This is a genomic window from Mycobacteroides abscessus ATCC 19977, from assembly GCF_000069185.1.
Taxonomy (GTDB): Bacteria; Actinomycetota; Actinomycetes; order Mycobacteriales; family Mycobacteriaceae; genus Mycobacterium; species Mycobacterium abscessus.
Genome location: NC_010397.1, coordinates 3,980,299 through 4,002,868, shown reverse-complemented (window position 1 = coordinate 4,002,868; position 22,570 = coordinate 3,980,299). Strand labels below are relative to the sequence as shown.

The window sequence follows — 22,570 nt, the reverse complement described above, 5'->3', positions numbered from 1 at the left end:
CTCGCATTGTGGCGGGCAATTGCCGGGAACTATCCCGGTTGCTTGAGCGACTAATGAATGTCGGCTTTGTGTGCATACCCCACATGGCTTGGGGCTCAGGCGATAAACGACAATAGCGGCATGCTCGCGGTGATAGGTGGAAGCGGTTTCTATTCGTTCTTCGACAAACCGGTGCGGACCGTCACGCCGGCGACACCGTACGGTGAGCCCAGCGCGCCGATCACGATCGGGCTGGTGGGCGGGCGGGAGGTCGCCTTTTTACCACGCCATGGCAGCCGTCACGAATTCTCGCCGCACACCGTGCCCTACCGCGCCAACATGTGGGCGCTGCGGGCCGTGGGTGTGCGCCGGGTCTTCGCGCCCTGCGCGGTGGGCAGCCTGACCGCCGACCTGGGGCCGGGTGCCATCGTGGTACCCGACCAGCTGGTGGACCGCACCAGTGGGCGTGCGCAGACCTATTTCGACAGCGCCGGCATCCATGTGGAATTCGCCGATCCGTACTGCCCAGGCCTGCGCGCGGTGTCCCTACAGCCCGGCACCATTGACGGCGGCACCATGGTGGTGGTACAGGGTCCGCGATTCTCGACCCGCGCCGAAAGCCGTTGGTATGCGTCGCAGGGTTTCACCCTGGTCAACATGACCGGATATCCCGAGGCGGTGCTGGCACGCGAGCTCGAAATCTGCTATGCGGCAATCGCATTGGTGACAGATCTGGATGCCGGCGTTGAGCATGGCCAGGGGGTGCGGGCGGTGGATGTGTTCGCCGAATTCGAGCGCAACATCGGCGGATTCAAGGAATTGGTGCGATCGGCGGTCACCGCCACCGAATCTGTCGATACCTGTGGGCACTGCCGCGCACACGACGGCGTCACACTCCCCATCGAACTGCCCTAGCGGACGTAGCTCGTCTGAGCGTGCGGGCGCTTGGTGAAGGAGAGAACCTTCGACGGCACCACCCGGTACACCACCGCGAATTGGTCGCCTTCCCCGAATCCGCCCGCACTCGGTGTGAATGTCCATTCTTCGCCGTACTTTTCGACGTAGGAACGCGCGAGGAGTTGCAGTGCGGTGGCGTCGACAATGCGCTCCGCGGTCCCCTCGACGACGACATCGTGCCCGTCGTTCCAGGTATTGACGCCGGTGGTGATCGCGACGGCGCGGTTCGATTCCAGATTGAGGGCCTTCTGCTCGGCGGGTCCGGTGCAGAACACGAATGATTCGTCATGCCATGTTCCCACGAGCGGAGTCACGTGCGGGCTGCCATCGGGCCGGACGGTGGTGATCCAGTACAGCTCGGCGGCGGCCAAGAGCGCCGAGACGTCGCTCCACGCCGGGGCGCAGGCGCCCGGTTCGCTGAACCGCTGATCACAACGAGGGGTGAGGGTCATGCAGATGTAGACCCGGCCCGGCGCCGGGATTCATCGCGAGTACCGTGACGCCATGCGTGATTCGGTCACCGTGCATATCGCCGCTCCCGCCGACAAGATCTGGGCGCTGGTCAGCGATATCACCAACACAGGCAAGTTCAGCCCGGAGACCTTCGAGGCCGAGTGGCTCGACGGCGCCACCGAGCCGGCGGTGGGAGTGCGCTTTCGTGGTCACGTGAAGCGCAATCAGAAGGGCCCCGTGTACTGGACGGTGTGCCGAGTCGTCGAATGTGAGCGCGGTCGCTCCTTCGGTTTCGCCGTGCTGTGGCCTAACGGAAAGACGGTGAACACCTGGCGCTACCGCTTCGAACCGGCGGGCGACGGCACCGACGTCACCGAATCCTTCGAGCTGGCACCGACATTGCCGTTGCGTATCTATTGGGCATTGCTCGGCTGGGCGCGCGGACGCACCAACCGCAACGGCATGCGTGAGACCCTGAATCGGATCAAGGCGGTTGCCGAGGCGCCGTGACTACCGGGCGTCCAGCGCCGAGAGCCCCCGCCCCTGTGCCCACACAGCGCTCTCGACAAAGTGGTTGTCATAGGTCTCCTGGGCCGCCTGTAGCTCGCTGATATCGGCCTGCTGGTGCACGATTCGGTCCAATAGCCGGAAGTAGTCGAAGCGCTGCACACCGGGGGAGAGCACCGTGAGGACGTTCACATCACTATTGCCGGTGGCACCGAACGCGTGCGGCATCAGCCGTGGTACCAGCAGGGTGTCGCCCTGCTCCAGGATCTCGATGCGGTCTCCGGCCAGGATCTCCAGCCGCCCTGACACCACGTAGAAGAGCTCGGTGGAGCGGGTATGTAAATGCGGCGCCGCCCCGTTGGCGCCCTGCGGGAGGTAGACGCTGAGCACGCTTACCGCACCGCCGGTCGCATCGGAATCCAGCACCAACCCGGTCCTGTTTCCGGTGGCGGTGCTGACGATCTCCCGGTCCCTGTCCCGGACCAGGGGTGCCGATCCCGGGGCAAACTGTTCGCGTGTCATGGTGTTTGACCGTACGATCTCAAGTGAGCTTGAGGTCAAGAGAAGCGTTTGACAAGTGCACGGCGGTCCAATTTCCCGATACCGCGACGGGGGAGTTCGTCAAGCAGGTGTAGCTCGCGCGGTGCCGCCGTGCCGTCCAGCGCCGCGGTGACATGCTCCCGTAAATCTTCCAGGGTCGGGGCTCCCGCCGCCGACGGCACCACTGCGGCGGCGACACGTTGGCCGAGCCGGTCATCGGGTACACCGAAGACGGCGCAGTCGGCGACCAGCGGATGGGCGCCGAGTGCGGCCTCCACCACCTGCGGGACCACGGTGAGCCCGCCGGTGCTGATGGCCTCGTCCAAGCGTCCCAGCACCCGCAGCCGGCCCTCATCGAGCTCACCGAAATCGTCAGTGTGGAACCAGCCGTGTTCGGCGAAGGCCTTGTGCTCGGGTATGTTTCGATACCCGGTGGCCACGGTGGCACCGCCAAGGCTGATCCGTCCCTCCGGGCCGATGCGCACCTCGACCCCGTCGAGGGCAACCCCGTCGTAAACGCACCCTCCGCAGGTCTCGCTCATTCCGTAGGTGCGGACCACCGGCACGCGGGCCTGCGCGGCCCTGATGGCGACGGTGGCGGGCAACGGTCCTCCGCCCAAGAGGACGGCGTCAAACGAGGCCAGCGCTTCCGATGCCTCCGCATCGCCCAGAGCTTTTACCAATTGTGTTGCCACCAGGGAGATGTATCGCCGGCTCCCGGTCATCTCGGCGACTGCTCGCACAAAGTCGGGCACGGAGAAGCCGGTCGAGACATCGAGCACCACGGGGTCGCTTCCGGCCTGGATGCTGCGCAGCAGTACCTGCATTCCGGCGATGTGATGGGGCGGCAGCGCCAGCAGCCATTGGCCCGGACCACCCAGGCGTGTCGCTGTGGCCGTGCCGCTGGCGGTCAGGGCCTGGCCGGTGAGCATGGCGCCCTTGGGTTTTCCGGTAGTGCCGGAGGTCGAGATCACCACCGCGACATCGTCTGCGATGGGTTCGTCGGCGGAGAGCTCGGAGGCCAGGAAATGCGCGTGATCGGCGTCGTCGGCAGGAACCGGCAAGACCGCGTCGCCGCGGCCATCGAGCAGCTCAGCCAGGCGGGGTAGCAGGCCGAGCACCGTTTGCCCGCTGGGTACGGGCAATGCGCGTAGTAGCCGCGTCACGCGGGGTGATCGGTGGCCTGACCAGAACCCGGCTCCTCGCCGTGGTCGGCGGGCTCGCGCGGATCATCAAGGGGCCAGCCCTTTTTCGCCAGCCGCTCGCGGATGCGCTCGATGTCTTCGCCGGTGGGCAGCTCATCGGTGATCTGGGTGATGAGGACCCCGATATCGATGTTGTCGAAATCGCCGCGGGCCATGAGCTCCCGGGCCACCGTCTTGACCTCGTCATTCGAGAGGCGGCGGCCCAGCAGTGCCAGCAGCGGGACATAGTCGGGCGGCGGGACACCCTCGGGGTACCCCGCCCGAAGCCAGGTGACGATCTTGTTGAGAAATGCGTTCACGGCCTCTAACTCCTGTAGGGACGGGCGGCCGTCCTGGATCTTGTCGACTGAATAGCGATCGTAGTGCTGTTGCTGCCCGTTGTCGCCAGCCAAAACCTAGCGGTATCGGGTGCCGAAACTCACAAGCAGTCCGAACAGTCCGCACCCAAAAGGTTAACGGAATGTGAACTCCTTGCGGGAAATATCAAACTGGCCGGTCAGCGCCCAAACTTCGTCCGTCATCAGCTGGTCAAAGTCAAGGCCTTTACCCCAGAATTAGCGCCATGGACGCAACCATGATCATCCTGGTGCTGTTGATCGCAACAGCACTGGCCTTCGACTTCACCAACGGTTTCCATGACACCGGTAACGCCATGGCCACGTCCATCGCAACGGGCGCCCTCAAGCCCAAGACCGCAGTCCTACTGGCCGGCATTCTGAACCTGGTCGGCGCCTTCCTCTCGGTCGAGGTCGCCGTCACCGTGACCACGTCGGTCATCAAGGTGCAAGACAGCAAGACGGGCCATCTGCTGCCCAACATCACCCCGTCCATGGGTCTGACTATCATCTTCGCGGGGCTCATCGGCGGCATCCTGTGGAACCTGCTGACCTGGCTGTTCGGCATCCCGTCCAGCTCGTCGCACGCGCTTTTCGGCGGCCTGATCGGTGCCGCGCTCGCCGCGATCGGAACCTCGGGCGTCAAGTGGGACGGCATCCTGCAGAAGGTGATCATCCCGGCCGTGGCCGCCCCGCTGATCGCGGGCCTGGTCGCCGCCGCAGGCACCTGGCTGGTTTACCGAATCACTCGCAACGTCGTGAAGAAGCGTCGCGAGGAAGGTTTCCGCTGGGGTCAGATCGCGACCGCGTCCCTGGTCGCGCTGTCCCACGGAACCAACGACGCGCAGAAGACCATGGGTGTCATCGCCCTTGCGCTCATCACCACCGGCCACCTGACCGGCAATGTCAAGGAGACCGGGCTGCCGTTCTGGATCATCGCCAGCTGCGCGCTCGCCATCGGCCTGGGTACGTACCTCGGCGGATGGCGGGTCATCCGCACCCTGGGTAAGGGCCTTGTCGAGATTGAGTCTCCGCAGGGGTTGGCTGCCGAAGCGTCCTCGGCCGCGATCATCTTGAGCTCGAGCGCCGCCGGAATGGCGCTGTCCACCACTCACGTCGCGACCGGTTCGATCCTCGGTACCGGCGTTGGCAAGCCGGGCGCCGAGGTGCGCTGGGCCGTCGCCGGCCGGATGGTGCTGGCCTGGCTGGTGACTCTGCCGGCCGCGGGCATCGTCGGTGCGCTGTCCTACTGGCTGTCGCACCTGGTCGGAAACCTCACCACCCCGATGGTCGGCGACTTGATCATCTTCGCCCTGCTGGTCGTGCTCTCCGGTTACATGTGGTGGCGCGCGCAGCAGGAGAAGGTCGATTCCAGCAATGTCAACGCCGAGTGGGACGACTCCACCAACTCGGTGGTGCCCGCCGATGTTCGTGAGTCGAGGGCCGAAGCCCCCGTCGAGGCCCCAAACAAGCAGGCCCCGAACAAGGAGGCCGCGAACAAGGAGGCTCCTAAGAAGGACTCCGCCAACGACACGGCTTCGGTCTAGCCCACACCAGCGAAGAGAAGGAATCCTCGATGAACTACTTGGAAGCCATCGGCAAGGTGCTCGTGGTCGGGCTCATCCTCGGTGCGGGTCTGCCGGCCGTCTTCGCGGCGGGTCTGGTCGCCTACTCGTCGGGTGCCGGTGGCACCCATGACGACGGCACCGTGGTCGCTCCGAACCCGGCGGTGAAGTTCCTGGGGCTGGCGCTGTTCACTCTGGTCGGCGCGGTTGTTGTCCTCGCGCTGCTGTGGATCACCCGGACCACGATCATTCACCACACCGGCGTCGACTTCTTCCCGTTCCTGAAGAAGTAGCCAAGACATCTCAAAGACACCCGGCGGTAGCTACCGCCGGGTGTCTTTGCGTAACGGGTGATCCGGGGGAATCTGCACGAAGATCAGCGTGACGCCGTCGGGCGCCGCGACGTGCATTTCATGCAGGCCCCATGGCTCCTGCCGTGCGGCGCGGGATATCGACGCCCCACGGCTTTCCAGCTCGGTCTGGGTCTCGTAGACGTCGCGTACCTGGAGCCACAGCGCGCCCGGAAATGCGGTCAGCGGTCCGTCTGGACGACCGTGTCCGGCGATCTCGATGAGTGACTGTCCGGCGAAGAACACCATGCCCGCCCCGTAGTCGCGGGCGACGGCCAGTCCCAAGGTATCGCGATAGAAGGCTAATGTCGCGTCATAGTCCTTAGGCCGCAACAGTATTCGGCTGGACAAGATCTCCATGAGCCGTGTCTACCACGGCAAGCCGGGCTATCCGAGCGTTTCGCGACCGTTTCGGGCGACTCGTGTGACAAGGTCGGGGGCTACCGCGTTGGTGGCAGCTGACATCACCGAGATTCTGGGTGCGATGCGCACCACGCGAGTCCGCGCCGCCAGGACCATCCATTCAGCGGCCTCGGCAGAGGTCAGCGCGGCCGCATTGGTGTAAGCCTCGGTCGGGGCGATCATCGGGGTGCGGACCAGCGGGAAGTACAGCGTGGTGGTGTGCACGTTGTACTTCCCATACTCGGCGTCCACGATTCGGCTCACCGTCGACAGTGCCGCCTTCGACGCGTTGTACACCGCGAATTGAGGCACCACGTCCGTGAGCACACCCCACGTCGCCACGTTGATGATGTGACCGCTTCGGCGCTCCACCATGCCAGGGGCGAACCCACGGATCAGTCGCAGCGGCGAGAAGTAGTTGAGCTGCATGGTCCGCTCGGCGTCGTGCCAGCGATCCAGGGATTCGTAGGTCTTACGGCGAATGGAGCGCCCGGCATTGTTCACCAGAATGTCGACGCCGCCGTGCTTCTCGTTGACGGTCTCGACGAGTTTGTCGATGGCGTCGAGGTCGGACAAGTCGCACGCGATGGCCTCCGCCTCGCCGCCCTCGGCGATGATGCGTGCTGCCACCTCGGCCAGTAGATCTTCGCGTCGTGCCACCACGATGACCTTGGCGCCGAGCTTGCCGAACTGGTAGGCCGCCTCCTCGCCGATGCCGGACGATGCGCCCGTGATGAGCACGCGCTTGCCCTTGATCGGGGCCCCATAGTTGGGATCGAGCCGAGCCCGAACCAGAGGGAGGCTGGGGAATGGCTGCATGGCCGCGCGCGCGAGCGTCGTACTCACGCGCTTGCCGAACGAGTTCTTACTCACGAGTAAGAACTGTATGCCTCTTTCGATGCGTGCGAAATGTTGGGTCCCGGTGACGTATGTCTCGCCCGGTTTCGGCCACCGGTGGTGTCCTACGCTGGCCTCACTCAACCCTATGACGACAAGGACGTGGCTAATGGGATCGCTGGCGGGTAAGACCATCATCATGTCGGGAGGCAGCCGCGGTATCGGGCTGGCCATCGCGCTCCGGGCGGCGCGGGACGGTGCCAATGTGGCGATCATGGCCAAGACCGCCGAACCGCACCCCAAGCTCCCCGGCACCATCTACACCGCCGCCGAGGAGATCGAGGCCGCGGGTGGTCACGCCCTGCCCCTGCTGGGAGACGTCCGTGACGACGAGGTCGTCGCGTCGGCGGTGGCCCAGACTGTCGAGAAGTTCGGTGGAATCGACATCGTGGTCAACAACGCCAGCGCGCTGAATCTTGCTCCTTCGGAATCGATTTCGATGAAGGCCTACGACCTGATGCAGGACATCAACGCGCGCGGCTCGTTCTCGCTGTCCACGTCGGCGATCGGGGCGCTCAAGGAGGCCGACAATCCCCACATCCTGACGTTGTCGCCGCCGATCACCTTGGAGCCCAAGTGGTTCGAGCGGACCACCACCGCCTACACCATCTCGAAGTTCTCCATGAGTCTGGTGGCCATCGGACTGGCCGCCGAACTGCGTCAATATGGGATCGCGTCGAATGCCTTGTGGCCGCGCACCACGATCGACACCGCGGCCATCCGGAACATCCTGGGTGCAGAGCTGGTTGCCCGTTGTCGTTCGGCGCAGATCATGGCCGACGCCGCGTACGAGATCTTGACCAAGCCCAGTCGTGAGGTCAGCGGGAACTGCTTCATCGACGACGAGGTGCTCCGCGAGGCGGGCGTCACCGACTTCTCTCAGTATCGTGAGTGCGCCGAGGAGGACCTGGAGCTCGACTTCTGGATGGAGCGCGCCTAGCTTCTCTTGGCGAGCATGCTGAAATGTGCCTTGTTACGCCCAAATTCGGCACATTTGGGCATGCTCGCCGTCCGGGGATTGCCGACCCGGGCTAGTAGTGCCAGGGGTAGGGCGACCAGTCCGGCTCGCGCTTCTGCAGGAATGAGTCGCGGCCCTCTACGGCCTCATCGGTCATGTAGGCCAATCGTGTTGCCTCCCCGGCGAACAGCTGCTGGCCCACCAGGCCGTCATCGGTGAGGTTGAAGGCGTATTTCAGCATGCGTTGCGCCTGCGGCGATTTGCCGTTGATCGCGGCGGCCCACTCGAGTGCGACATTCTCCAACTCGGCGTGGTCGACGACCTCGTTGACGGCACCCATGTGGTGCATCTGCTCGGCGGTGTAGGGCCGGCCCAGGAAGAAGATTTCGCGCGCGAACTTCTGGCCGACCATCTTGGCCAGGTACGCGCTGCCGTACCCGCCGTCGAAACTGCCCACGTCGGCGTCGGTCTGCTTGAAGCGCGCGTGCTCGCGGCTCGCCAAAGTCAGGTCGCACACCACATGCAGGCTGTGTCCGCCGCCGGCGGCCCAGCCATTCACCAAGGCGATCACCACCTTTGGCATAAAGCGGATGAGGCGCTGCACTTCCAGGATGTGCAGCCGGCCCGCGCGCCCCGGATCCACCGTCTCGGCGGTCTCGCCCCCGGCGTACTGATAGCCGGTGCGCCCCCTGATGCGCTGGTCGCCGCCGGAGCAGAATGCCCAGCCGCCGTCCTTGGGGCTGGGACCGTTTCCGGTGAGTAGCACCGCACCCACGTCGGACGTCATCCGTGCGTGATCCAGGGCGCGGTACAGCTCGTCCACGGTGTGCGGGCGGAAGGCGTTGCGCACCTCAGGGCGGTCGAACGCGATCCGTACGGTGCCCGTCTGGCGAGCCCCATTAGATCCGTGTTCGACGTTCCGGTGATAGGTGATGTCGGTCAGGTCCTCGAACCCCGGTACCGGTTGCCAGCGCGTCGGGTCAAAGGGATTGGCGGTCTGCCCGTCGTCTTGGGTCATGGCTCCGACTCTAGAGGCCACCCGCTATGCGGTCGGTCGAAGCCACCGGGTACGACTACGCCGAGGCTTGTGCCGCCGAGGACGTCGTCCACTGGGTGAAGAGTCCCGGGGGCGGCTGCTGGCACCACGCCCACTTGCCGCCTTCCTTGCGGAACTGGTTCGGCTTGACCTGGGTCTGGGTGCCGGCGCCGCCGAAGCTGTACGTCGCGGTGATGTCGCCCGTGGCGCTGTCGCCGACGATTTTGATGTTGTCGATCGCGAACTTCTCCACGGTGGTGGATTCACGCAGGATCTGCAGCACGCCGGTCGTGTAGGAGAACTGGTCACGGTTCACGATCGCCCTTACCAGGCTCGCGCGCTCGCCGCTGCCGGCGCTGGGGAACTGTTGTGCGACAGCACTGGCCAGGGTGGAGGTATCGCCGTACATGAGCGCCTGCTCGGCGCCCTGCCACGAATTGATCGACGGGACGAGTTTCTCGTCGGCGGTGCGGCTCGACACCTGATAGCGCGGGCAGGTCAGGGCATTACCGGCATCCAAGTCGAGGCTGCCGAGGGCCTTGCCCATTTGGGCCGTGACCTGACGGATCTGTTCCTGGTCACTGACGGTGGGGGCCGTTGTGGTCTGGGGAATTTCGGTGGGCTTGGTGAGCGTCTGGTAGACGGTGCACCCGGATAGCGCGGTGGCAAGTGCCGCCGCCACCACTAGCGAGCGCGTTCTCCTGCCGAAACGTATGGCACGCACCTGAGGCATCGTCGAATACCTTCCCCGTGAGATATGTCCTTCACCAGGTAATTAGTCTGGCTTAAGAAATCTAACTCATGGTGATGCGGCTGTATTCCCGGCCCTGCCGCCGTATCAGCGGCGCTTGATCGGGTGTCGGCTCAGAATCGAGATCCGATTGAAGGTGTTGATCATGATCGCCGACCAGACCAGCACGGATACCTGATCGTCGGACAGATGCTCGCGCACCGCCGTGTACTGCTCGTCGGTGAGGTGGTGGTCGGTGACTTCCGTCACGGCCTCGGCGATGGTCAGGGCGGCGCGCTCCACATCGCTGAACAGTTCGGCTTCCTGCCACACCGGCAATACGGCGATCCGCTGTGCTGACTCACCCTCTTCCAACGCGACGCGCGTGTGTAGGTCCAGGCAAAACAGGCAGCGATTGAGCTGCGACACCCGAATATTGACCAGTTCCAACGTGGTTCGTGAGAGTCCCGTGTCGGCGGCCCGGGCGCGAAGTTCGGCGGCGGTCTTGCTCAGTCCCTGATAGACGGAGGGGGTCTGTTTGTCGATGTAGACGCGGTGCTCGCTCATCCCTGACGTGCCTCGACCGCGGCCAGTGCGTCCCGGGTCACCGGGGTGACGATGTCGTCGAACTCGTGGTGCTTGCCGACGAACTTCTTGACGTAGGGGCATACCGGCACGATCTTGCGGCCGGTGCCCCGCGAAGTGGTCAGGGCAGACTGCACCAACGTCCCGGCCAGGCCGCGCCCGCCGAACTTTTCGTCGATCTCCGTATGAAAGAAGATCCGTACCGCGGTGCCGTCCAGCGAGGTATCCAGGTATTCGGTGAACCCGGCGAGCTCACCGTCTGCGGTTATCTCGAATCGGTGGTTGTCGGGTGCGTCGGCGACCGTGACGTCGGATTCATCCATGGTGACCAACTATGCCGCACATGTGGTGAATTCGGCCGATGATGAAGGCATGAGCAATACCGAGACCACGCCGACGGAGACCCGATGCGAGGGCGGCCCGTGCCCGCTGGACGATGCCGGACGGCCCGTCGTCGAGATCCTCACTCCCCGAGAGGTTCCGCTCGGAGGGCCGCGTGCCATGACGGTGCTGCGCACTTTGCCTCAGGCGCAGCGATCACTGATCGGGGCGTGGTGCTTTGCCGATCACTACGGGCCCGACGATATCGGGCAGACCGGTGGCATGGATGTCGCGCCGCACCCGCATACCGGCCTGCAGACGGTGAGCTGGCTGTTCACCGGAGAGATCGAGCACCGCGACAGCAGTGGCGTGCATGCGATGGTGCGGCCGGGAGAGCTCAACCTGATGACGGGTGGCCGCGGCATTTGCCACTCGGAGGTGTCGACGGCACAGACCACTACGTTGCACGGGGTGCAGTTGTGGGTCGCGTTGCCGGATGAATCTCGGGACGCGGCTCGCGATTTCCAGCATTACGCCCCCGACGCCGTGGTGGCAGGCGGGGTGAGTCTGCGGGTGTTCCTGGGCACGTTGGCCGGACAGGTGTCGCCGGTGCGTACCGCGACTCCGCTGCTCGGCGCGGAATTGCTGCTGGAACCGCACAGTACGGCGCGATTCGATGTTGATGCCGGATTCGAGCATGGGCTGCTGGTGGATACCGAGGCCATCGAGTTTTCCGGTAGCCGGCTGACTCGCGGTGAGCTGGGATATGTGGGCACCGGAGTGGAGCAACTCACCGTGACGAATCCGACGGAGACAACGGCCCGGGCGATTCTGTTGGGTGGCAAACCGTTCGGTGAGCAGATCGTCATGTGGTGGAACTTCGTCGGCCGCGACCATGACGAGATCGCGGCCTTCCGGGAGGAATGGCAGGCCGAGTCCGAGCGCTTCGGGCGAGTAGAGGGCTACCAGGGCGCGGTGCCTCGCTTGCCCGCGCCGCCACTGCCCAGGGTGCGGATGGTGCCCCGGCGCAATGCTCCGACCGCCAATCCTGGCTACGCGACGCCGTGATCGTTTCGTATATCCGGTCCACCGCGTGGATGGGCTTTCTGCGTCAATGGTGGACCGAACCGGTGCCGACGGGTTGGCTGCGCGGCTTCCTTCATGCGCGCAAGCTGGACCGGACCGTCCGCAACCTCATCGGCGGATACGCGCTGATTTTCGCCGCGATCTGCATTGCCGTTCAGTTCAGCGATACCGGTCCGCGCAGCATGATCGGTCGCGTCATCGTCGGGCTGTGCGCGGTCGGCTCATTGGGGTGGGCGTTGCGTTGGGCGGTGGGGCCGTGGCCGTCCCTACGTGAGGCGGTGGCATTCGTCGCCTTTGCCGATATCGGCATCGCGGTGGCTTGCTGGCAGGACTCCGATCCACTCGCGGGCTTGGTGGGCACGGTGCTTTTCACGCCCGTCGGCGCCTACGTGAGCTTCTTCCTGGCGAACCGGCTGCTGGTGGCCCACGTCGCCTGGTGCGCGCCGATGATCATCGCGCTGTCGTCTCGCCTGTTCGCCGAGGGTACCGTCGGCGCTGCGATGACCGCGCTGGTGAAGGTGACCAGCATGCTGTTGGTCGTGGTGCTGATCCCGGCGGTCATTCAATTCGGGATTGCGGTGGTGCGATGGGACGCACTTGCCGCGCAGCGTGATCCGCTGACAGGGCTGCTCAACCGGCGCGGTATCTACGCCGAGTGGCAGCGGCTTTACGGCGAACTGCGGCGCGAGCAGCCGCTGGACGGTGATCAGGTGACCGCCGCGGCCATCGTCGATATCGACAGGTTCAAGTCCATCAATGACCGGTATGGCCATGGCACCGGCGACCGGGTGCTCATCGACGTGGCCCATGCGCTCACATGTGGGACGACCGGAACGAGTGTGGTCGGCCGCTCCGGGGGCGAGGAGTTTCTTGTGGTGACGGTGTGCCCGGCGTCCGCCGTTGCCGAATTCGCCACTCGGTTGCGGCAAGCCGTCACGGCCTCGATGCCGGCCGGTATCGCCGTGACCGCGAGCGTGGGTGTGGCGGCTCAGGCGGTCTCACGAGTGGTATCGGCGACGTCGCAGGAGGCGATCGAGGTGCTCACGGCCTGTGCGGACCGCGCCATGTATGAGGCCAAGCACGATGGGGGAGATCAGTCCCGGATCTTGCACGCGGATGACGATTCCGAGGGGCGATATTTGTGGCGTTCGGGCGCCTAGCCGTTCAGCGGATCGAACCGGAACACAGCGGCAATCCCGGCTAGTGCCTCGAACTCGTCGGGAGTTCCCTCTGTGACCAGTCCGGCGTTTCTGATGAAGCCGACCCCGGCGGGCACCTCGATGGGAAATGCGCGTAGCACCGGCCGGGAGTCCTGCGGAGACAGCTCGATGATGCGGACCTGCTCGCTGTGGCGTCCCCGCGTTAGGGTGCCCGTTTTGGCCTTGCGCGCGTTGGTGATCCAGGCCGAGCCCGGCACTCCGCCAACGGCATAGCGCTGCCCGTCGAGTGTGAAGGGGGTGATGGGGGTGGACCGTGGCTTACCAGACTTGGCGCCCGGCACCGTCAGGACCATCATCGGCAATTTGAGGCCCACCTTGTGCCCGCCGATGACGACCTTATTGAAGTATTTAAGCCACTTGGGTACGGGTTTTATGTCAACTGGCATGACATTAAGGTACGCCTTCGGGGGCCTGCTGGCTAGGGGGTCCTGCCCTGCAAGATCTCACCGAGCAGGCGGGTCACCTGCTCCTCGGCCACGACGGCATTGAGACCTAGCTCGGAGAGTCGGCGGGAGGTGTCGGTGTGGCCGGACAAGATGGCCAGTAGCAGGTGCTCGGTGCCAATGAAGTTGTGCCCCAAGCGCAGTGCGATGTGCAGCGTGGCCTCCAGGGCCTCCTGTGCGTCACCGTCGAATTCCGCGGTCGACAGCGTCGGTGCCACCGCATCGTAATCGGGGGCAGGCCGCTCCGGGATTCCGAGTGCGTCGGCGGTTATCCCGGCCTGCGCGACGATGACTGCGGCAAGCCCCTTCGGATCGCTGATGGCTCCGGCCAGGAGGTGGTCAACGGTGATCGGCGTGCCGTCTGCCAGCGCAAAGCCTGCCGCACCGACGACAGATCGCCTGGCACGATCGGTGAAGCGAGAAAACATCCGTACCGACGGCACGAAGCGTTTCTGTGCCGCTTGCTTGGATACGCCCATGCTGGAACCGATTTCGCTCCAGGAGGCGCCGGAGCGACGGGCCTGGTCGACAAAGTGTCCGATCAACGCGTCGGCATGATCGGACAACCGCCCGGCCAGCAGCATGGCATCGGAAAGGTGATCCAGCGCGGTGCCGTCGGGATGCATCCCGCGTACGGACTCGATCAGGTTGTCCAAGGAGATGGGAAATGCGGCCATGTGTCAACATTAGGTTGACGATATGGTAGTTGTCAACTAAAAGTTGACCAGATGGTGTGCTAATTCCGGCAGGGCCGTGCACGGAATCGTCGCCGCGCCGCGTGAATGGCCCCCACCGAGCGTCCAAGTCGCGTCGCGACTTGCGCGGCCGTGGATGACGAATCGAGTACGGTGCTGATCTCTTCCTTGGTCCAGGGCTTCTGCCAATTCAGCGGATGATCGGAGGCCTCGGCGAAGTAGTGCTCGGTGCGCCGGGTAGCACGCTGATTGATGGGCTCCCACCGTTCCCGTTCCAGGTCGCCGATCCGCCGCAGCCGTCGTGCCTCGGCCGTGGAGCAACCTGGGCACCGGCAACCCGATTGAAATCCCGCGACACCGTGAGCCGTTGTCATGCCCTCTCCTTCTTTGCTTCCTTTGCACTGGGCAGATTGGCATTCGGTCGTGGGACGCACTAGAACCGAAAGTCACTTTCGGGCGCCCGGTGAGGCTGCCGCGGACGGTCCGCCGGGCAGCATGCGACGATCGCAGATGTGGAGCTGCGTCGCCTATACGTTGTGACGCATCCGGAGTCGACTCATCACGTGGATGGGCTGGTCGGTGGGTGGTACGACTCCGCATTAACCGCGGCGGGCCGACGCGCGGCCCGGGCGATCGCCTCGTCATTGCGCACCCGCGTTCCCGGCGGCAGCGAGGTCGAGGTGTACACCTCGGATCTGGTTCGTGCGGCGCACACGGCCGACGCGATCGGCGATGCCCTGGGTGTCGCGCCCATTGTCGATGTGCGATTGCGCGAGAAGTCGTACGGGGAGGCCGGTGGCAGGCCTCAGGAGTGGCTTGATCAAAGGTTTGTGCCGCCGCCCGCGGTGGGCGAGCGGATGGCCCACGATGAAGGGATTAGCGGTGCGGAGACGAAAATCGTTTTTGCGCAACGCATTTACGACGCAATGAGCGATATCGTAGAAAGCCGTTGCCGTCACCAGGTCATCGTGACGCACGGTGGTGCGCTGACGTTTGTCGTATCCGCATGGATCAAGATGCCCGTCGCTTCGACGGGTTACGTATCCTTCCGGGCCCCGGCGGGCAGCATCAGCGTGCTCAGTGAAGACGACTACTTCCACAATCGCGCGGTTACCGAACTGGGCAGCATCGATCACCTCCGGTCGGTCTAGCATGCGACGATCGCAGATGTGGAGCTGCCCGTATTAGACGACGTGCTCGACCGGCTGCATGTTGTCGCGCTGCCCATGCGGGTGCGATTTCGCGGCATCACCACCCGGGAAGTCGCGTTGATCGACGGCCCGGCGGGCTGGGGCGAGTTCGGTGCGTTTCCCGAGTATCAACCGGCCGAGGCCTCCGCGTGGCTGTCCGCCGCCATCGAGGCCGCGTACCGCGCGCTGCCCACGCCGCGCCGTGACCGCATCCCGGTCAACGCGACGGTGCCCGCGGTGACCGCCGCCGATGTACCCGAGGTGCTGTCCCGATTCCCGGGCGCCCAGACCGCGAAGGTCAAAGTGGCCGAGCCGGGACAAACGCTTGACGAGGATGTCGCTCGGGTCGAGGCGGTGCGCGCTCGGATCCGCACGGTGCGGGTCGATGCCAACGGCGGCTGGACTGTCGCGCAGGCAGTCCACGCGCTGACCGCGCTGACCCGCGACGGCGCTCTCGAGTACGCCGAACAGCCATGCGCCACCGTGGAAGAACTGGCCGAACTGCGCCGGCGGCTCCCCGGAGTGCCGATCGCTGCAGACGAAAGCATCCGGCGCGCAAGTGATCCACTTCGTGTCGCGCAAGCGCGGGCGGCCGATATCGCGGTGCTCAAGGTGGCGCCCCTTGGTGGCGTGCACGCCTTGTTGGAGATCGCCGCGCGTATCGGGATGCCGGCGGTGATCTCCAGCGCACTGGACAGCGCGGTGGGCATCGGCATCGGTCTGCGTGCGGCGGCGGCGCTGCCGGAGCTGGATCACGCCTGTGGCCTGGGTACCGGAGGATTTTTCTTGGCCGATGTAGCGGATGTGCCGCCTGTGGTGGACGGCCACCTGCCCGTCACGTCGTGCACCCCCGACCCGGCTCGGCTGGCCGCGCTCGCCGTGCCCGCTGACCGGCTGGATCGGTGGCGCCGCCGAGTAGCCGACTGCCACGCGCTGCTCAACCGGTAGGTTCAATCACCGTGCCTCTCGCGAACATCAACGGCATCCAGATCAGTTATGACGACCGCGGGCCCCTGGCGCTCGGCGCCTCGGGCGACCCCGTCGTCTTTATCTCCGGGCGTGGTGGCGCCGGCCGCAGCTGGCACCTGCACCAGGTGCCGGCGTTCCGTGCCGCGGGCTATCGCACCATCACCTTCAACAACCGCGGCATACCGCCGACCACCGAGTCAGCGGACGGCTTCACCCTTCAAGACATGGTGGACGACACCGCGGCGCTCATCGAGCAACTCGGCGCCGCTCCGGCCCGGCTGGTGGGGTTCTCCATGGGTGCCCTCATCGCGCAGGAACTCACGCTCACCCGCCCCGAATTGGTGACCGCCGCGGTGTTCATGGGCACTCGCGGACGCGAGGACGCCACGCGCTCGTTCTTCCGCAAGGCAGAACTCGAACTATCCGCCTCGGGTGTCGAGGTGCCGGCGGCGTACCAGGCCGCGATGCGGCTGCTGCTGAACTTTTCGCCGAAGACCCTCAACAACGATGCGGCGATCAAGGACTGGATCGACATGTTCACGCTGTGGCCGGAACCGGCCTCGGGTGGCATCGACCATCAGCGCAGCGCCATACCCGCCCCGGACCGGCCCGGCGCCTATGCGGACATCAAGGTTCCGTCGCTGGTCATCGGGTTCACCGACGACATGACCCTGCCGCCCTACCTCGGCAAAGAGGTGGCCGATGCGATCCCCGGCGGCCAGTATGTCGAGATCTCCGATGCCGGGCACCTGGGCTTCATCGAGCGCCCGGACGAGGTCAACCGCGTGATCCTGGAGTTCTTTGCGAGTACCGCTCAGACGGTATGACACCCTGATGGCATGAACCCGTCGACCGCACAGGCCCACGCCGTCGTCGACGAGCTGATCCGCGGCGGCGTCCGCGATGTGGTGTTGTGCCCAGGTTCGCGTAACGCGCCGCTGGCCTTTGCGCTGCACGACGCCGACAAGGCCGGCCGGCTGCGACTGCACGTGCGCATCGACGAACGCACCGCCGGCTTCCTGGCCGTCGGGCTGGCCGCCGCCAGTGGCTCCCCGGTGCCGGTGGCGATGACATCCGGGACGGCGGTAGCCAACCTGGGCCCGGCGGTGGTGGAGGCCAACTATGCGCGGGTGCCGCTGATCGTGCTGTCGGCCAACCGGCCCTACGAATTGCTGGGCACCGGAGCCAACCAGACCATGGAGCAGCTCGGCTACTTCGGCACTCAGGTTCGTGCGGCGATCAGCATCGGTCTGGCAGAAGAGGGCTCGGAGAAGATCGAGGCCCAGAACCCGCACTGGCGCTCGGCGACTTGCCGGGTCTTGGCTGCCGCCAAGGGATCTCGTACCGCCAATGCGGGACCTGTGCAGTTCGACATCCCGCTGCGGGAACCACTCGTGCCCGATCGTGACGGCGGACCGATACCCGCCGGACGCCCTGGCGGCGCCCCATGGACCTACACCCCGGACGTGACATTCGACGAACCCGTCGAGATCGATCTGACTGCGGACACCGTGGTGATAGCGGGGCACGGCGCGGCCACCCACCCAAATCTTTCGATGCTGCCCACCGTGGCCGAACCGACTGCGCCACAGCCCGATAACCCGGTACATCCGCTGGCGCTCACGCTGCTGCACCCGCAGCAGGTGATCATGTTGGGGCGCCCGACGTTGCATCGGCAGGTTTCCTCGTTGTTGGCGGACAGCCGGATTCCGGTGTACGCGTTGACTACCGGGCCACGCTGGCCCGACGTATCCGGTAACTCGCAGGCCACCGGCACCCGTGCGGTCACCTCCGGAAGCCCCGACCCGGCGTGGCTGCAGCGGTGCGCCCATGCGCATCACAAGGCGCTCGACGCGGTGCGCGGACAGCTGAGCACGCACCCCCTCACCACGGGCCTGCATGTGGCGGCGCACGTGTGTGGGTCGCTGCGCGACGGCGATCAGCTGGTGCTCGGCGCGTCCAACCCGGTACGCGACGCCGCTCTTGTTCCGTGGGGCGCCAAGGACGTTCGTGTGCGCTCCAATCGGGGAGTGGCCGGCATCGACGGCACCGTATCCACCGCGATCGGCGCGGCATTGGCGCACCGGGGTGGTCGCACGGTGGCGTTGATCGGCGATCTCACCTTTGTGCACGACAGTTCGGGTCTATTGATCGGCCCTACCGAGCCCCGGCCCGAGAATCTGACCATCGTGGTCTCAAATGACAACGGCGGCGGAATTTTCGAACTGCTGGAGCAGGGCGACCCGCGCTTCCACGATGTCTCCTCGCGCATCTTCGGTACCCCGCACGATGTCGATATTGCGGCGCTGTGCCGGGCTTATCATGTGGATTCACAGTCGATTTCGGTCGAGGAGCTTGGTCCCGCCCTGGACGAACCGGCCAGGGGTATCAGGGTTCTGGAGGTCAAGGCTGATCGCTCAACTCTGCGCGAGCTACATGCCGCCATCAGGGCGGCCCTGTGAACCGGCGCGCCCGCGTCATCACGAGAGTCAGGATCGGAGTGCTGATCCTGGCGGGCCTGATGACCCTGCAGTCACTGCTGTTGGTCGCCGGCGCCTGGCGCAACGACAAGGCAATCGAACGGGATATGGGCGTCGCGCTGGCCGAGGTGCTCAGCGCGGGCCCGCGACGATCCACCATCGAGTTCGTCACACCCGAACGAGTCACGTACCGGCCGGAATTGGGTGTCCTCTATCCGTCCGAGCTCAGTCCGGGCATGCGGATCTATGTCGAGTATGACAAGTCCAACCCGGATCTGGTTCGGGTACAAGGGCGTAACGCATCGCTGTCGATCATCCCGGCAGGCTCTATCATCGTGGTGGTGTGGACGGTCACCGGAACCGTGCTGCTGGGGCTCGCCTGGCTGCGGCGCCGAGGCCCGGCCCCTGCTCACGCTTAAGTTTGCGTGACGTATGCCTGGGGGCAACCTAACTGCCAGTTGATCCTGACATGCTGTCGATGTGCGCATCGCGATCGTCGCCGAGTCGTTCTTGCCGAACGTCAACGGAGTGTCCAATTCGGTGTTGCGGGTGCTGGAGCACTTCCGCCGCACCGGGCACGAGGCCATCGTCATCGCGCCCGACACCCCGCGCGGACAGGCCCCCGCCGCTACCGAGTACGCCGGAGTGCCCGTGCACCGGGTACCGGCCATCATGTTCCCGAAGGTGAGCACGCTTCCGCTGGGAGTTCCGCAGCCGCGCATGGTCCGGATCTTCCGCGAGTTCGCCCCCGACGTGGTGCACCTGGCTTCGCCGTTCGTGCTGGGATATGGCGGACTGCGCGCCGCGCAGCACCTTGATGTGCCCGTGGTCGCCGTCTATCAAACCGATGTGGCGGGATTCGCCGACAGCTACGGCGCCGGTTTCGCCGCACGTGCCGCCTGGCGCTGGACCAAGCATTTGCACGGCCGTGCCGACCGTACCTTGGCACCGTCGTCGTCCGCGATGGAAGACCTTGCCATGCATGGAATCCCGCGGGTGTTCCGGTGGTCGCGTGGCGTGGATATCGAGCGTTTCGCCCCCTCGGCACGCGACGATGAGCTGCGCCGGGCCTGGTCGCCCAAGGGCAAGCCGATCATCGGGTTCGTCGGGCGTCTCGCTCCGGAAAAGCATGTGGAGCGCCTCGCGGTGCTGGCCGGGCGCGATGATCTTCAGCTTGTCATCGTGGGCGGCGGTGTCGAACGCGAAGCACTCGAAAAGCTGATGCCGACAGCGGTTTTCACCGGCGAACTGACCGGGTCGGCACTGTCGCGGGCCTACGCCAGTCTCGACGTCTTCATCCACCCGGGCGAGCACGAAACGTTCTGCCAGGCGGTACAGGAAGCACTGGCCAGTGGCGTGCCGTCCATCGCTCCGGATGCCGGCGGGCCTCGTGATCTGGTGATTCCCGGGCGCAACGGCATGCTGTTGCCGGTCGCCGACTTCGAGGCGCGACTGGGTATGGCGGTCGACCACTTGGTACAGCCGGCCACCCGCAGCCGCTTCTCGGCGGCCGCACGCCGGGGAGTACTTGCACGCACCTGGCCCGCGATCTGCGATGAGCTGCTGGAGCACTACGCCGCGGCGGCGGGCACCACCCTGGGCCGCGGCATCATGACCGCCTGATCCGCCCCACCCCCCGCGTCGACACGCCGCATTCGGTGGCAATGACTCGGTGAACGCATCAGAACACGGCGTGTCGGCGTCCGGGCGGGCTGCCCTGTACCGTCACGGTATGAACCGCGCCACCCTGGAAAAGGACCCGCACGAGGTCGCGTCCATGTTCGACGCGGTGGCCCGTAGGTATGACATCACCAATACCGTGCTCTCCTTCGGCCGGGACCGCTTTTGGCGCCGCGCCACCCGCGAGGCCCTCAGGCTCAAGCCCGGCGACAAGGTGCTCGACATCGCCGCGGGAACCGCGGTCTCGACCGCCGAACTCACCCAGTCCGGTGCGTGGTGCGTGGCCGCGGACTTCTCGGTCGGCATGCTCAAGGCCGGTGCCCGTCGCGACGTGCCGAAGGTGGCCGGGGACGCCACGCGGCTGCCGTTCGCGGATCACTCGTTCGACGCGGTGACCATCAGCTTTGGGCTGCGTAATGTCGTCGATCACGTCGAAGGGCTGCGGGAAATGGCTCGTGTCACCAAACCCGGTGGCCGCCTTGCGGTATGCGAGTTCTCGACGCCGGTCAACCGGCCGTTTCGCACGCTGTACATGGAATATCTGATGAAGACGCTGCCCGAGGTGGCGCGCGCCGTCAGCAGCAATCCGGATGCCTACGTGTACCTGGCCGAGTCCATCCGGGCGTGGCCCGATCAGGAGGCGCTGGCCCACCAGATCGCCTCGGCAGGGTGGTCAAATGTGCGGTGGCGCAATCTCACCGGTGGCATCGTCGCCCTCCACATCGCCACTTTGTAACTGCTCGCGGGAGAAATCAGCTGAACGGCGGACGGGAGTCCAGGCGTCGTGATCCGCCGCCAGCCACTCGCCAGGCCCGCGCGATCATGTCCTGATCGTCGTCGGTTACCAGGTTTCCCATGAGCCGCACGGCAATTCGCATCAATACCGCCGAGTGCATGCCCACCGGTCCCATCACGGGCAGGAAGCGGGGCAACGTGAGCAGCGCCGCGAGTCGCCGTGCGATCGAGAACGAACGGCCGTAGCGGTCCCGTAGCAGCTGTGGCCACAGCTGCGAGTAATCGCCGGCGTCCAGCACCTCGGCGGCCAGGTGGCCGGTTTCCAGCCCGTAGTCGATACCCTCGCCATTGAGCGGATTGACGCAGGCCGCCGCGTCGCCGATGAGCATCCAGTTGGGGCCCGCGACGCCGGATACCGCACCGCCCATCGGCAGCAGTGCCGACGCGATCGATTGCAGCCGTCCGGTGAGCCCGAAGTCCTCGCGCCGCAGCTCGGTGTAGTACTCGATGAGCGGGCGCAGCGCTGCGTCGGCGGGGCGTTTCGACGTGGCCAGCGCACCCACACCGATGTTGATCTGTCCGCCGCCCAACGGGAAGATCCAGCCGTATCCGGGCAACACATCACCCTCGGGGGAGCGCAGCTCCAGGTGTGAGGTCATCCATTCTTCGTCACCGCGGGCCGACTCGATGTACGCGCGGCCCGCGACGGCGTACACGGTGTCCTTGTGCCACTCGCGTCCGAGGATCTTTCCGAGCGTCGAACGCACCCCGTCGGCGACGATGACGGCCTTGCACGCGATCTCGCCGGGACCGTTGTCGTCGAGCACCCGCACCGAGGTGATCCGGCCCGCCGAGTCACGCTCGACGTCAACGGCCTTGGTGGACTCGGCCATCTTGGCCCCGGAGTCGACGGCGACCTGACGGATCTTGTCGTCCAGCTCGGTGCGGCGCACCGCGCTCCCGGTGCCACCGAAAGACGTTCCGGGCCATGGCACTTCGAGATTTCCGCCAAATCCGTGCAGGCGCAGACCCCGGTATCGGATGTGCTCGTCGAGCCAGGGGCGCAGGCCCAGCAACTCGAGTTGTTCGACGGCGCGCGGGGTCAGTCCGTCGCCGCACGTCTTGTCTCGGGGGAACACCGCCGAATCGACCAGGACCACCTCGCGCCCCGAGCGTGCGGCCCACGCCGCGGCCGCCGATCCGGCTGGGCCGGCACCGACGACGACCAGGTCCGCTGAGGTCTGCACCTTCC

Annotated in this window: 29 protein-coding genes; 15 read left to right on the top strand and 14 right to left on the bottom strand. The window is 65.7% G+C overall.

What is annotated here, in order from left to right:
* Positions 1-120: 120 nt before the first annotated feature.
* On the top strand, positions 121-894 hold the full coding sequence (locus tag MAB_RS20060) for an S-methyl-5'-thioadenosine phosphorylase (protein ID WP_005080321.1): 774 nt from the start codon (positions 121-123) through the stop codon (positions 892-894).
* Here the strand turns inward: MAB_RS20060 and MAB_RS20055 are convergent.
* Entirely contained in the window at positions 891-1,388 is a 498-nt protein-coding gene (locus MAB_RS20055) for a pyridoxamine 5'-phosphate oxidase family protein (RefSeq protein ID WP_005080322.1), read from the bottom strand. The two genes, MAB_RS20060 and MAB_RS20055, sit on opposite strands and share 4 nt — an antisense overlap.
* Positions 1,389-1,440: 52 nt before the next feature.
* On the opposite strand from MAB_RS20055, the gene MAB_RS20050 reads away from it, so the two are divergent.
* Complete coding sequence (locus tag MAB_RS20050) at positions 1,441-1,899, top strand: SRPBCC family protein (RefSeq protein ID WP_005080323.1); 459 nt, start codon at positions 1,441-1,443, stop codon at positions 1,897-1,899.
* On the opposite strand, the gene MAB_RS20045 is transcribed toward MAB_RS20050, so the two are convergent.
* The 3 genes from MAB_RS20045 to MAB_RS20035 are packed head-to-tail and all read right to left on the bottom strand — an operon-like array spanning position 1,900 to position 3,940.
* Positions 1,900-2,418: a cupin domain-containing protein gene (locus tag MAB_RS20045; RefSeq protein WP_005094660.1), complete on the bottom strand. Its 519-nt coding sequence runs from the start codon at positions 2,416-2,418 to the stop codon at positions 1,900-1,902.
* 35 nt (positions 2,419-2,453) lie between these two features.
* On the bottom strand, positions 2,454-3,602 hold the full coding sequence (gene menE / locus MAB_RS20040; protein ID WP_005098433.1) for an o-succinylbenzoate--CoA ligase: 1,149 nt from the start codon (positions 3,600-3,602) through the stop codon (positions 2,454-2,456).
* Positions 3,599-3,940 (bottom strand): DUF3349 domain-containing protein, encoded by a 342-nt coding sequence (locus MAB_RS20035; RefSeq protein WP_005094656.1) that lies wholly within the window; start codon positions 3,938-3,940, stop codon positions 3,599-3,601. Before MAB_RS20035 ends, menE begins: the two co-directional genes overlap by 4 nt.
* Positions 3,941-4,003: 63 nt before the next feature.
* Between MAB_RS20035 and MAB_RS20030 the strand changes: the two genes are divergently transcribed.
* The 3 genes from MAB_RS20030 to MAB_RS20020 are packed head-to-tail and all read left to right on the top strand — an operon-like array spanning position 4,004 to position 5,834.
* The gene (locus MAB_RS20030) at positions 4,004-4,219 is read left to right on the top strand and encodes a hypothetical protein (RefSeq protein ID WP_005094654.1); all 216 of its coding nucleotides are present in this window, start codon (positions 4,004-4,006) and stop codon (positions 4,217-4,219) included.
* Positions 4,204-5,523: an inorganic phosphate transporter gene (locus MAB_RS20025; RefSeq protein ID WP_005098430.1), complete on the top strand. Its 1,320-nt coding sequence runs from the start codon at positions 4,204-4,206 to the stop codon at positions 5,521-5,523. The genes MAB_RS20030 and MAB_RS20025 overlap by 16 nt, the downstream gene beginning before the upstream one ends.
* Before the next feature lie 29 nt (positions 5,524-5,552).
* Positions 5,553-5,834 (top strand): hypothetical protein, encoded by a 282-nt coding sequence (locus MAB_RS20020; RefSeq protein ID WP_005077815.1) that lies wholly within the window; start codon positions 5,553-5,555, stop codon positions 5,832-5,834.
* A 30-nt stretch (positions 5,835-5,864) separates the two neighbouring features.
* Here the strand turns inward: MAB_RS20020 and MAB_RS20015 are convergent, their stop codons facing one another.
* Both MAB_RS20015 and MAB_RS20010 read right to left on the bottom strand, forming a co-directional pair.
* Positions 5,865-6,251, bottom strand: coding sequence for a VOC family protein (locus tag MAB_RS20015; protein WP_005080328.1), 387 nt, complete (start codon positions 6,249-6,251; stop codon positions 5,865-5,867).
* Positions 6,252-6,278: 27 nt separating this feature from the next.
* Complete coding sequence (locus tag MAB_RS20010; protein ID WP_005061787.1) at positions 6,279-7,166, bottom strand: SDR family oxidoreductase; 888 nt, start codon at positions 7,164-7,166, stop codon at positions 6,279-6,281.
* Between the two features lie 133 nt (positions 7,167-7,299).
* Between MAB_RS20010 and MAB_RS20005 the strand changes: the two genes are divergently transcribed.
* A complete protein-coding gene (locus tag MAB_RS20005; protein WP_005080329.1) occupies positions 7,300-8,130 on the top strand; it encodes an SDR family oxidoreductase in 831 nt (276 codons plus the stop codon).
* Positions 8,131-8,221: 91 nt separating this feature from the next.
* Here the strand turns inward: MAB_RS20005 and MAB_RS20000 are convergent, their stop codons facing one another.
* The 4 genes from MAB_RS20000 to MAB_RS19985 all read right to left on the bottom strand — a co-directional run bounded on the left by MAB_RS20000 (position 8,222) and on the right by MAB_RS19985 (position 10,822).
* Complete coding sequence (locus MAB_RS20000) at positions 8,222-9,166, bottom strand: 1,4-dihydroxy-2-naphthoyl-CoA synthase (protein WP_005094646.1); 945 nt, start codon at positions 9,164-9,166, stop codon at positions 8,222-8,224.
* Positions 9,167-9,221: 55 nt separating this feature from the next.
* Positions 9,222-9,908 (bottom strand): hypothetical protein, encoded by a 687-nt coding sequence (locus MAB_RS19995; protein ID WP_434089298.1) that lies wholly within the window; start codon positions 9,906-9,908, stop codon positions 9,222-9,224.
* Between the two features lie 114 nt (positions 9,909-10,022).
* Positions 10,023-10,481: a carboxymuconolactone decarboxylase family protein gene (locus MAB_RS19990; protein ID WP_005080331.1), complete on the bottom strand. Its 459-nt coding sequence runs from the start codon at positions 10,479-10,481 to the stop codon at positions 10,023-10,025.
* Complete coding sequence (locus MAB_RS19985) at positions 10,478-10,822, bottom strand: GNAT family N-acetyltransferase (RefSeq protein ID WP_005094643.1); 345 nt, start codon at positions 10,820-10,822, stop codon at positions 10,478-10,480. Before MAB_RS19985 ends, MAB_RS19990 begins: the two co-directional genes overlap by 4 nt.
* A 49-nt stretch (positions 10,823-10,871) precedes the next feature.
* On the opposite strand from MAB_RS19985, the gene MAB_RS19980 reads away from it, so the two are divergent.
* Positions 10,872-11,888 (top strand): pirin family protein, encoded by a 1,017-nt coding sequence (locus tag MAB_RS19980; protein WP_005094641.1) that lies wholly within the window; start codon positions 10,872-10,874, stop codon positions 11,886-11,888.
* The gene (locus tag MAB_RS19975; RefSeq protein ID WP_005112106.1) at positions 11,885-13,066 is read left to right on the top strand and encodes a GGDEF domain-containing protein; all 1,182 of its coding nucleotides are present in this window, start codon (positions 11,885-11,887) and stop codon (positions 13,064-13,066) included. Before MAB_RS19980 ends, MAB_RS19975 begins: the two co-directional genes overlap by 4 nt.
* Here the strand turns inward: MAB_RS19975 and MAB_RS19970 are convergent.
* The 3 genes from MAB_RS19970 to MAB_RS19960 are packed head-to-tail and all read right to left on the bottom strand — an operon-like array spanning position 13,063 to position 14,638.
* A complete protein-coding gene (locus MAB_RS19970) occupies positions 13,063-13,512 on the bottom strand; it encodes a nitroreductase/quinone reductase family protein (protein ID WP_005097236.1) in 450 nt (149 codons plus the stop codon). The genes MAB_RS19975 and MAB_RS19970 overlap by 4 nt on opposite strands.
* 32 nt (positions 13,513-13,544) lie before the next feature.
* The gene (locus tag MAB_RS19965) at positions 13,545-14,246 is read right to left on the bottom strand and encodes a Clp protease N-terminal domain-containing protein (RefSeq protein ID WP_005112104.1); all 702 of its coding nucleotides are present in this window, start codon (positions 14,244-14,246) and stop codon (positions 13,545-13,547) included.
* 59 nt (positions 14,247-14,305) lie between these two features.
* On the bottom strand, positions 14,306-14,638 hold the full coding sequence (locus MAB_RS19960) for a hypothetical protein (protein WP_005080337.1): 333 nt from the start codon (positions 14,636-14,638) through the stop codon (positions 14,306-14,308).
* A gap of 138 nt (positions 14,639-14,776) precedes the next feature.
* Here MAB_RS19960 and MAB_RS19955 point away from each other — a divergent pair, with 138 nt between their 5' ends.
* The 7 genes from MAB_RS19955 (at position 14,777) to MAB_RS19925 (ending at position 21,319) form a co-directional block, all read left to right on the top strand.
* Positions 14,777-15,415: a histidine phosphatase family protein gene (locus tag MAB_RS19955; protein ID WP_012296703.1), complete on the top strand. Its 639-nt coding sequence runs from the start codon at positions 14,777-14,779 to the stop codon at positions 15,413-15,415.
* Positions 15,416-15,433: 18 nt separating this feature from the next.
* Positions 15,434-16,402 (top strand): o-succinylbenzoate synthase, encoded by a 969-nt coding sequence (locus MAB_RS19950; RefSeq protein ID WP_005080339.1) that lies wholly within the window; start codon positions 15,434-15,436, stop codon positions 16,400-16,402.
* A gap of 11 nt (positions 16,403-16,413) precedes the next feature.
* Positions 16,414-17,250 carry an alpha/beta fold hydrolase gene (locus MAB_RS19945; RefSeq protein WP_005061589.1) on the top strand — a complete coding sequence of 279 codons (837 nt, stop codon included), beginning with the start codon at positions 16,414-16,416 and terminating at the stop codon, positions 17,248-17,250.
* Positions 17,251-17,262: 12 nt separating this feature from the next.
* Entirely contained in the window at positions 17,263-18,885 is a 1,623-nt protein-coding gene (menD, locus tag MAB_RS19940) for a 2-succinyl-5-enolpyruvyl-6-hydroxy-3-cyclohexene-1-carboxylic-acid synthase (protein WP_005080340.1), read from the top strand.
* Positions 18,882-19,322 carry a DUF3592 domain-containing protein gene (locus MAB_RS19935; protein WP_005061585.1) on the top strand — a complete coding sequence of 147 codons (441 nt, stop codon included), beginning with the start codon at positions 18,882-18,884 and terminating at the stop codon, positions 19,320-19,322. Before menD ends, MAB_RS19935 begins: the two co-directional genes overlap by 4 nt.
* A 61-nt stretch (positions 19,323-19,383) precedes the next feature.
* Positions 19,384-20,526: a glycosyltransferase family 4 protein gene (locus MAB_RS19930; protein ID WP_005080341.1), complete on the top strand. Its 1,143-nt coding sequence runs from the start codon at positions 19,384-19,386 to the stop codon at positions 20,524-20,526.
* A gap of 109 nt (positions 20,527-20,635) precedes the next feature.
* Positions 20,636-21,319 (top strand): demethylmenaquinone methyltransferase, encoded by a 684-nt coding sequence (locus MAB_RS19925; protein WP_005061581.1) that lies wholly within the window; start codon positions 20,636-20,638, stop codon positions 21,317-21,319.
* 16 nt (positions 21,320-21,335) lie between these two features.
* Here MAB_RS19925 and MAB_RS19920 read toward each other — a convergent pair whose 3' ends face one another.
* Positions 21,336-22,565 carry a geranylgeranyl reductase family protein gene (locus MAB_RS19920; RefSeq protein ID WP_005112101.1) on the bottom strand — a complete coding sequence of 410 codons (1,230 nt, stop codon included), beginning with the start codon at positions 22,563-22,565 and terminating at the stop codon, positions 21,336-21,338.
* Positions 22,566-22,570 lie beyond the last annotated feature (5 nt).

Coding starts and splice junctions, on each gene's coding strand:
- MAB_RS19970 (WP_005097236.1), bottom strand. CDS start 13,512: ATGCCAGTTGACATAAAACCCGTACCCAAGTGGCTTAAATACTTCAAT.
- MAB_RS19990 (WP_005080331.1), bottom strand. CDS start 10,481: ATGAGCGAGCACCGCGTCTACATCGACAAACAGACCCCCTCCGTCTAT.
- MAB_RS19985 (WP_005094643.1), bottom strand. CDS start 10,822: ATGGATGAATCCGACGTCACGGTCGCCGACGCACCCGACAACCACCGA.
- MAB_RS20020 (WP_005077815.1), top strand. CDS start 5,553: ATGAACTACTTGGAAGCCATCGGCAAGGTGCTCGTGGTCGGGCTCATC.
- MAB_RS20050 (WP_005080323.1), top strand. CDS start 1,441: ATGCGTGATTCGGTCACCGTGCATATCGCCGCTCCCGCCGACAAGATC.
- MAB_RS20060 (WP_005080321.1), top strand. CDS start 121: ATGCTCGCGGTGATAGGTGGAAGCGGTTTCTATTCGTTCTTCGACAAA.
- MAB_RS20005 (WP_005080329.1), top strand. CDS start 7,300: ATGGGATCGCTGGCGGGTAAGACCATCATCATGTCGGGAGGCAGCCGC.
- MAB_RS20025 (WP_005098430.1), top strand. CDS start 4,204: ATGGACGCAACCATGATCATCCTGGTGCTGTTGATCGCAACAGCACTG.
- MAB_RS20045 (WP_005094660.1), bottom strand. CDS start 2,418: ATGACACGCGAACAGTTTGCCCCGGGATCGGCACCCCTGGTCCGGGAC.
- MAB_RS19965 (WP_005112104.1), bottom strand. CDS start 14,246: ATGGCCGCATTTCCCATCTCCTTGGACAACCTGATCGAGTCCGTACGC.
- MAB_RS19980 (WP_005094641.1), top strand. CDS start 10,872: ATGAGCAATACCGAGACCACGCCGACGGAGACCCGATGCGAGGGCGGC.
- MAB_RS20000 (WP_005094646.1), bottom strand. CDS start 9,166: ATGACCCAAGACGACGGGCAGACCGCCAATCCCTTTGACCCGACGCGC.
- menD (WP_005080340.1), top strand. CDS start 17,263: ATGAACCCGTCGACCGCACAGGCCCACGCCGTCGTCGACGAGCTGATC.
- MAB_RS19925 (WP_005061581.1), top strand. CDS start 20,636: ATGAACCGCGCCACCCTGGAAAAGGACCCGCACGAGGTCGCGTCCATG.
- MAB_RS20055 (WP_005080322.1), bottom strand. CDS start 1,388: ATGACCCTCACCCCTCGTTGTGATCAGCGGTTCAGCGAACCGGGCGCC.
- MAB_RS19960 (WP_005080337.1), bottom strand. CDS start 14,638: ATGACAACGGCTCACGGTGTCGCGGGATTTCAATCGGGTTGCCGGTGC.
- MAB_RS20015 (WP_005080328.1), bottom strand. CDS start 6,251: ATGGAGATCTTGTCCAGCCGAATACTGTTGCGGCCTAAGGACTATGAC.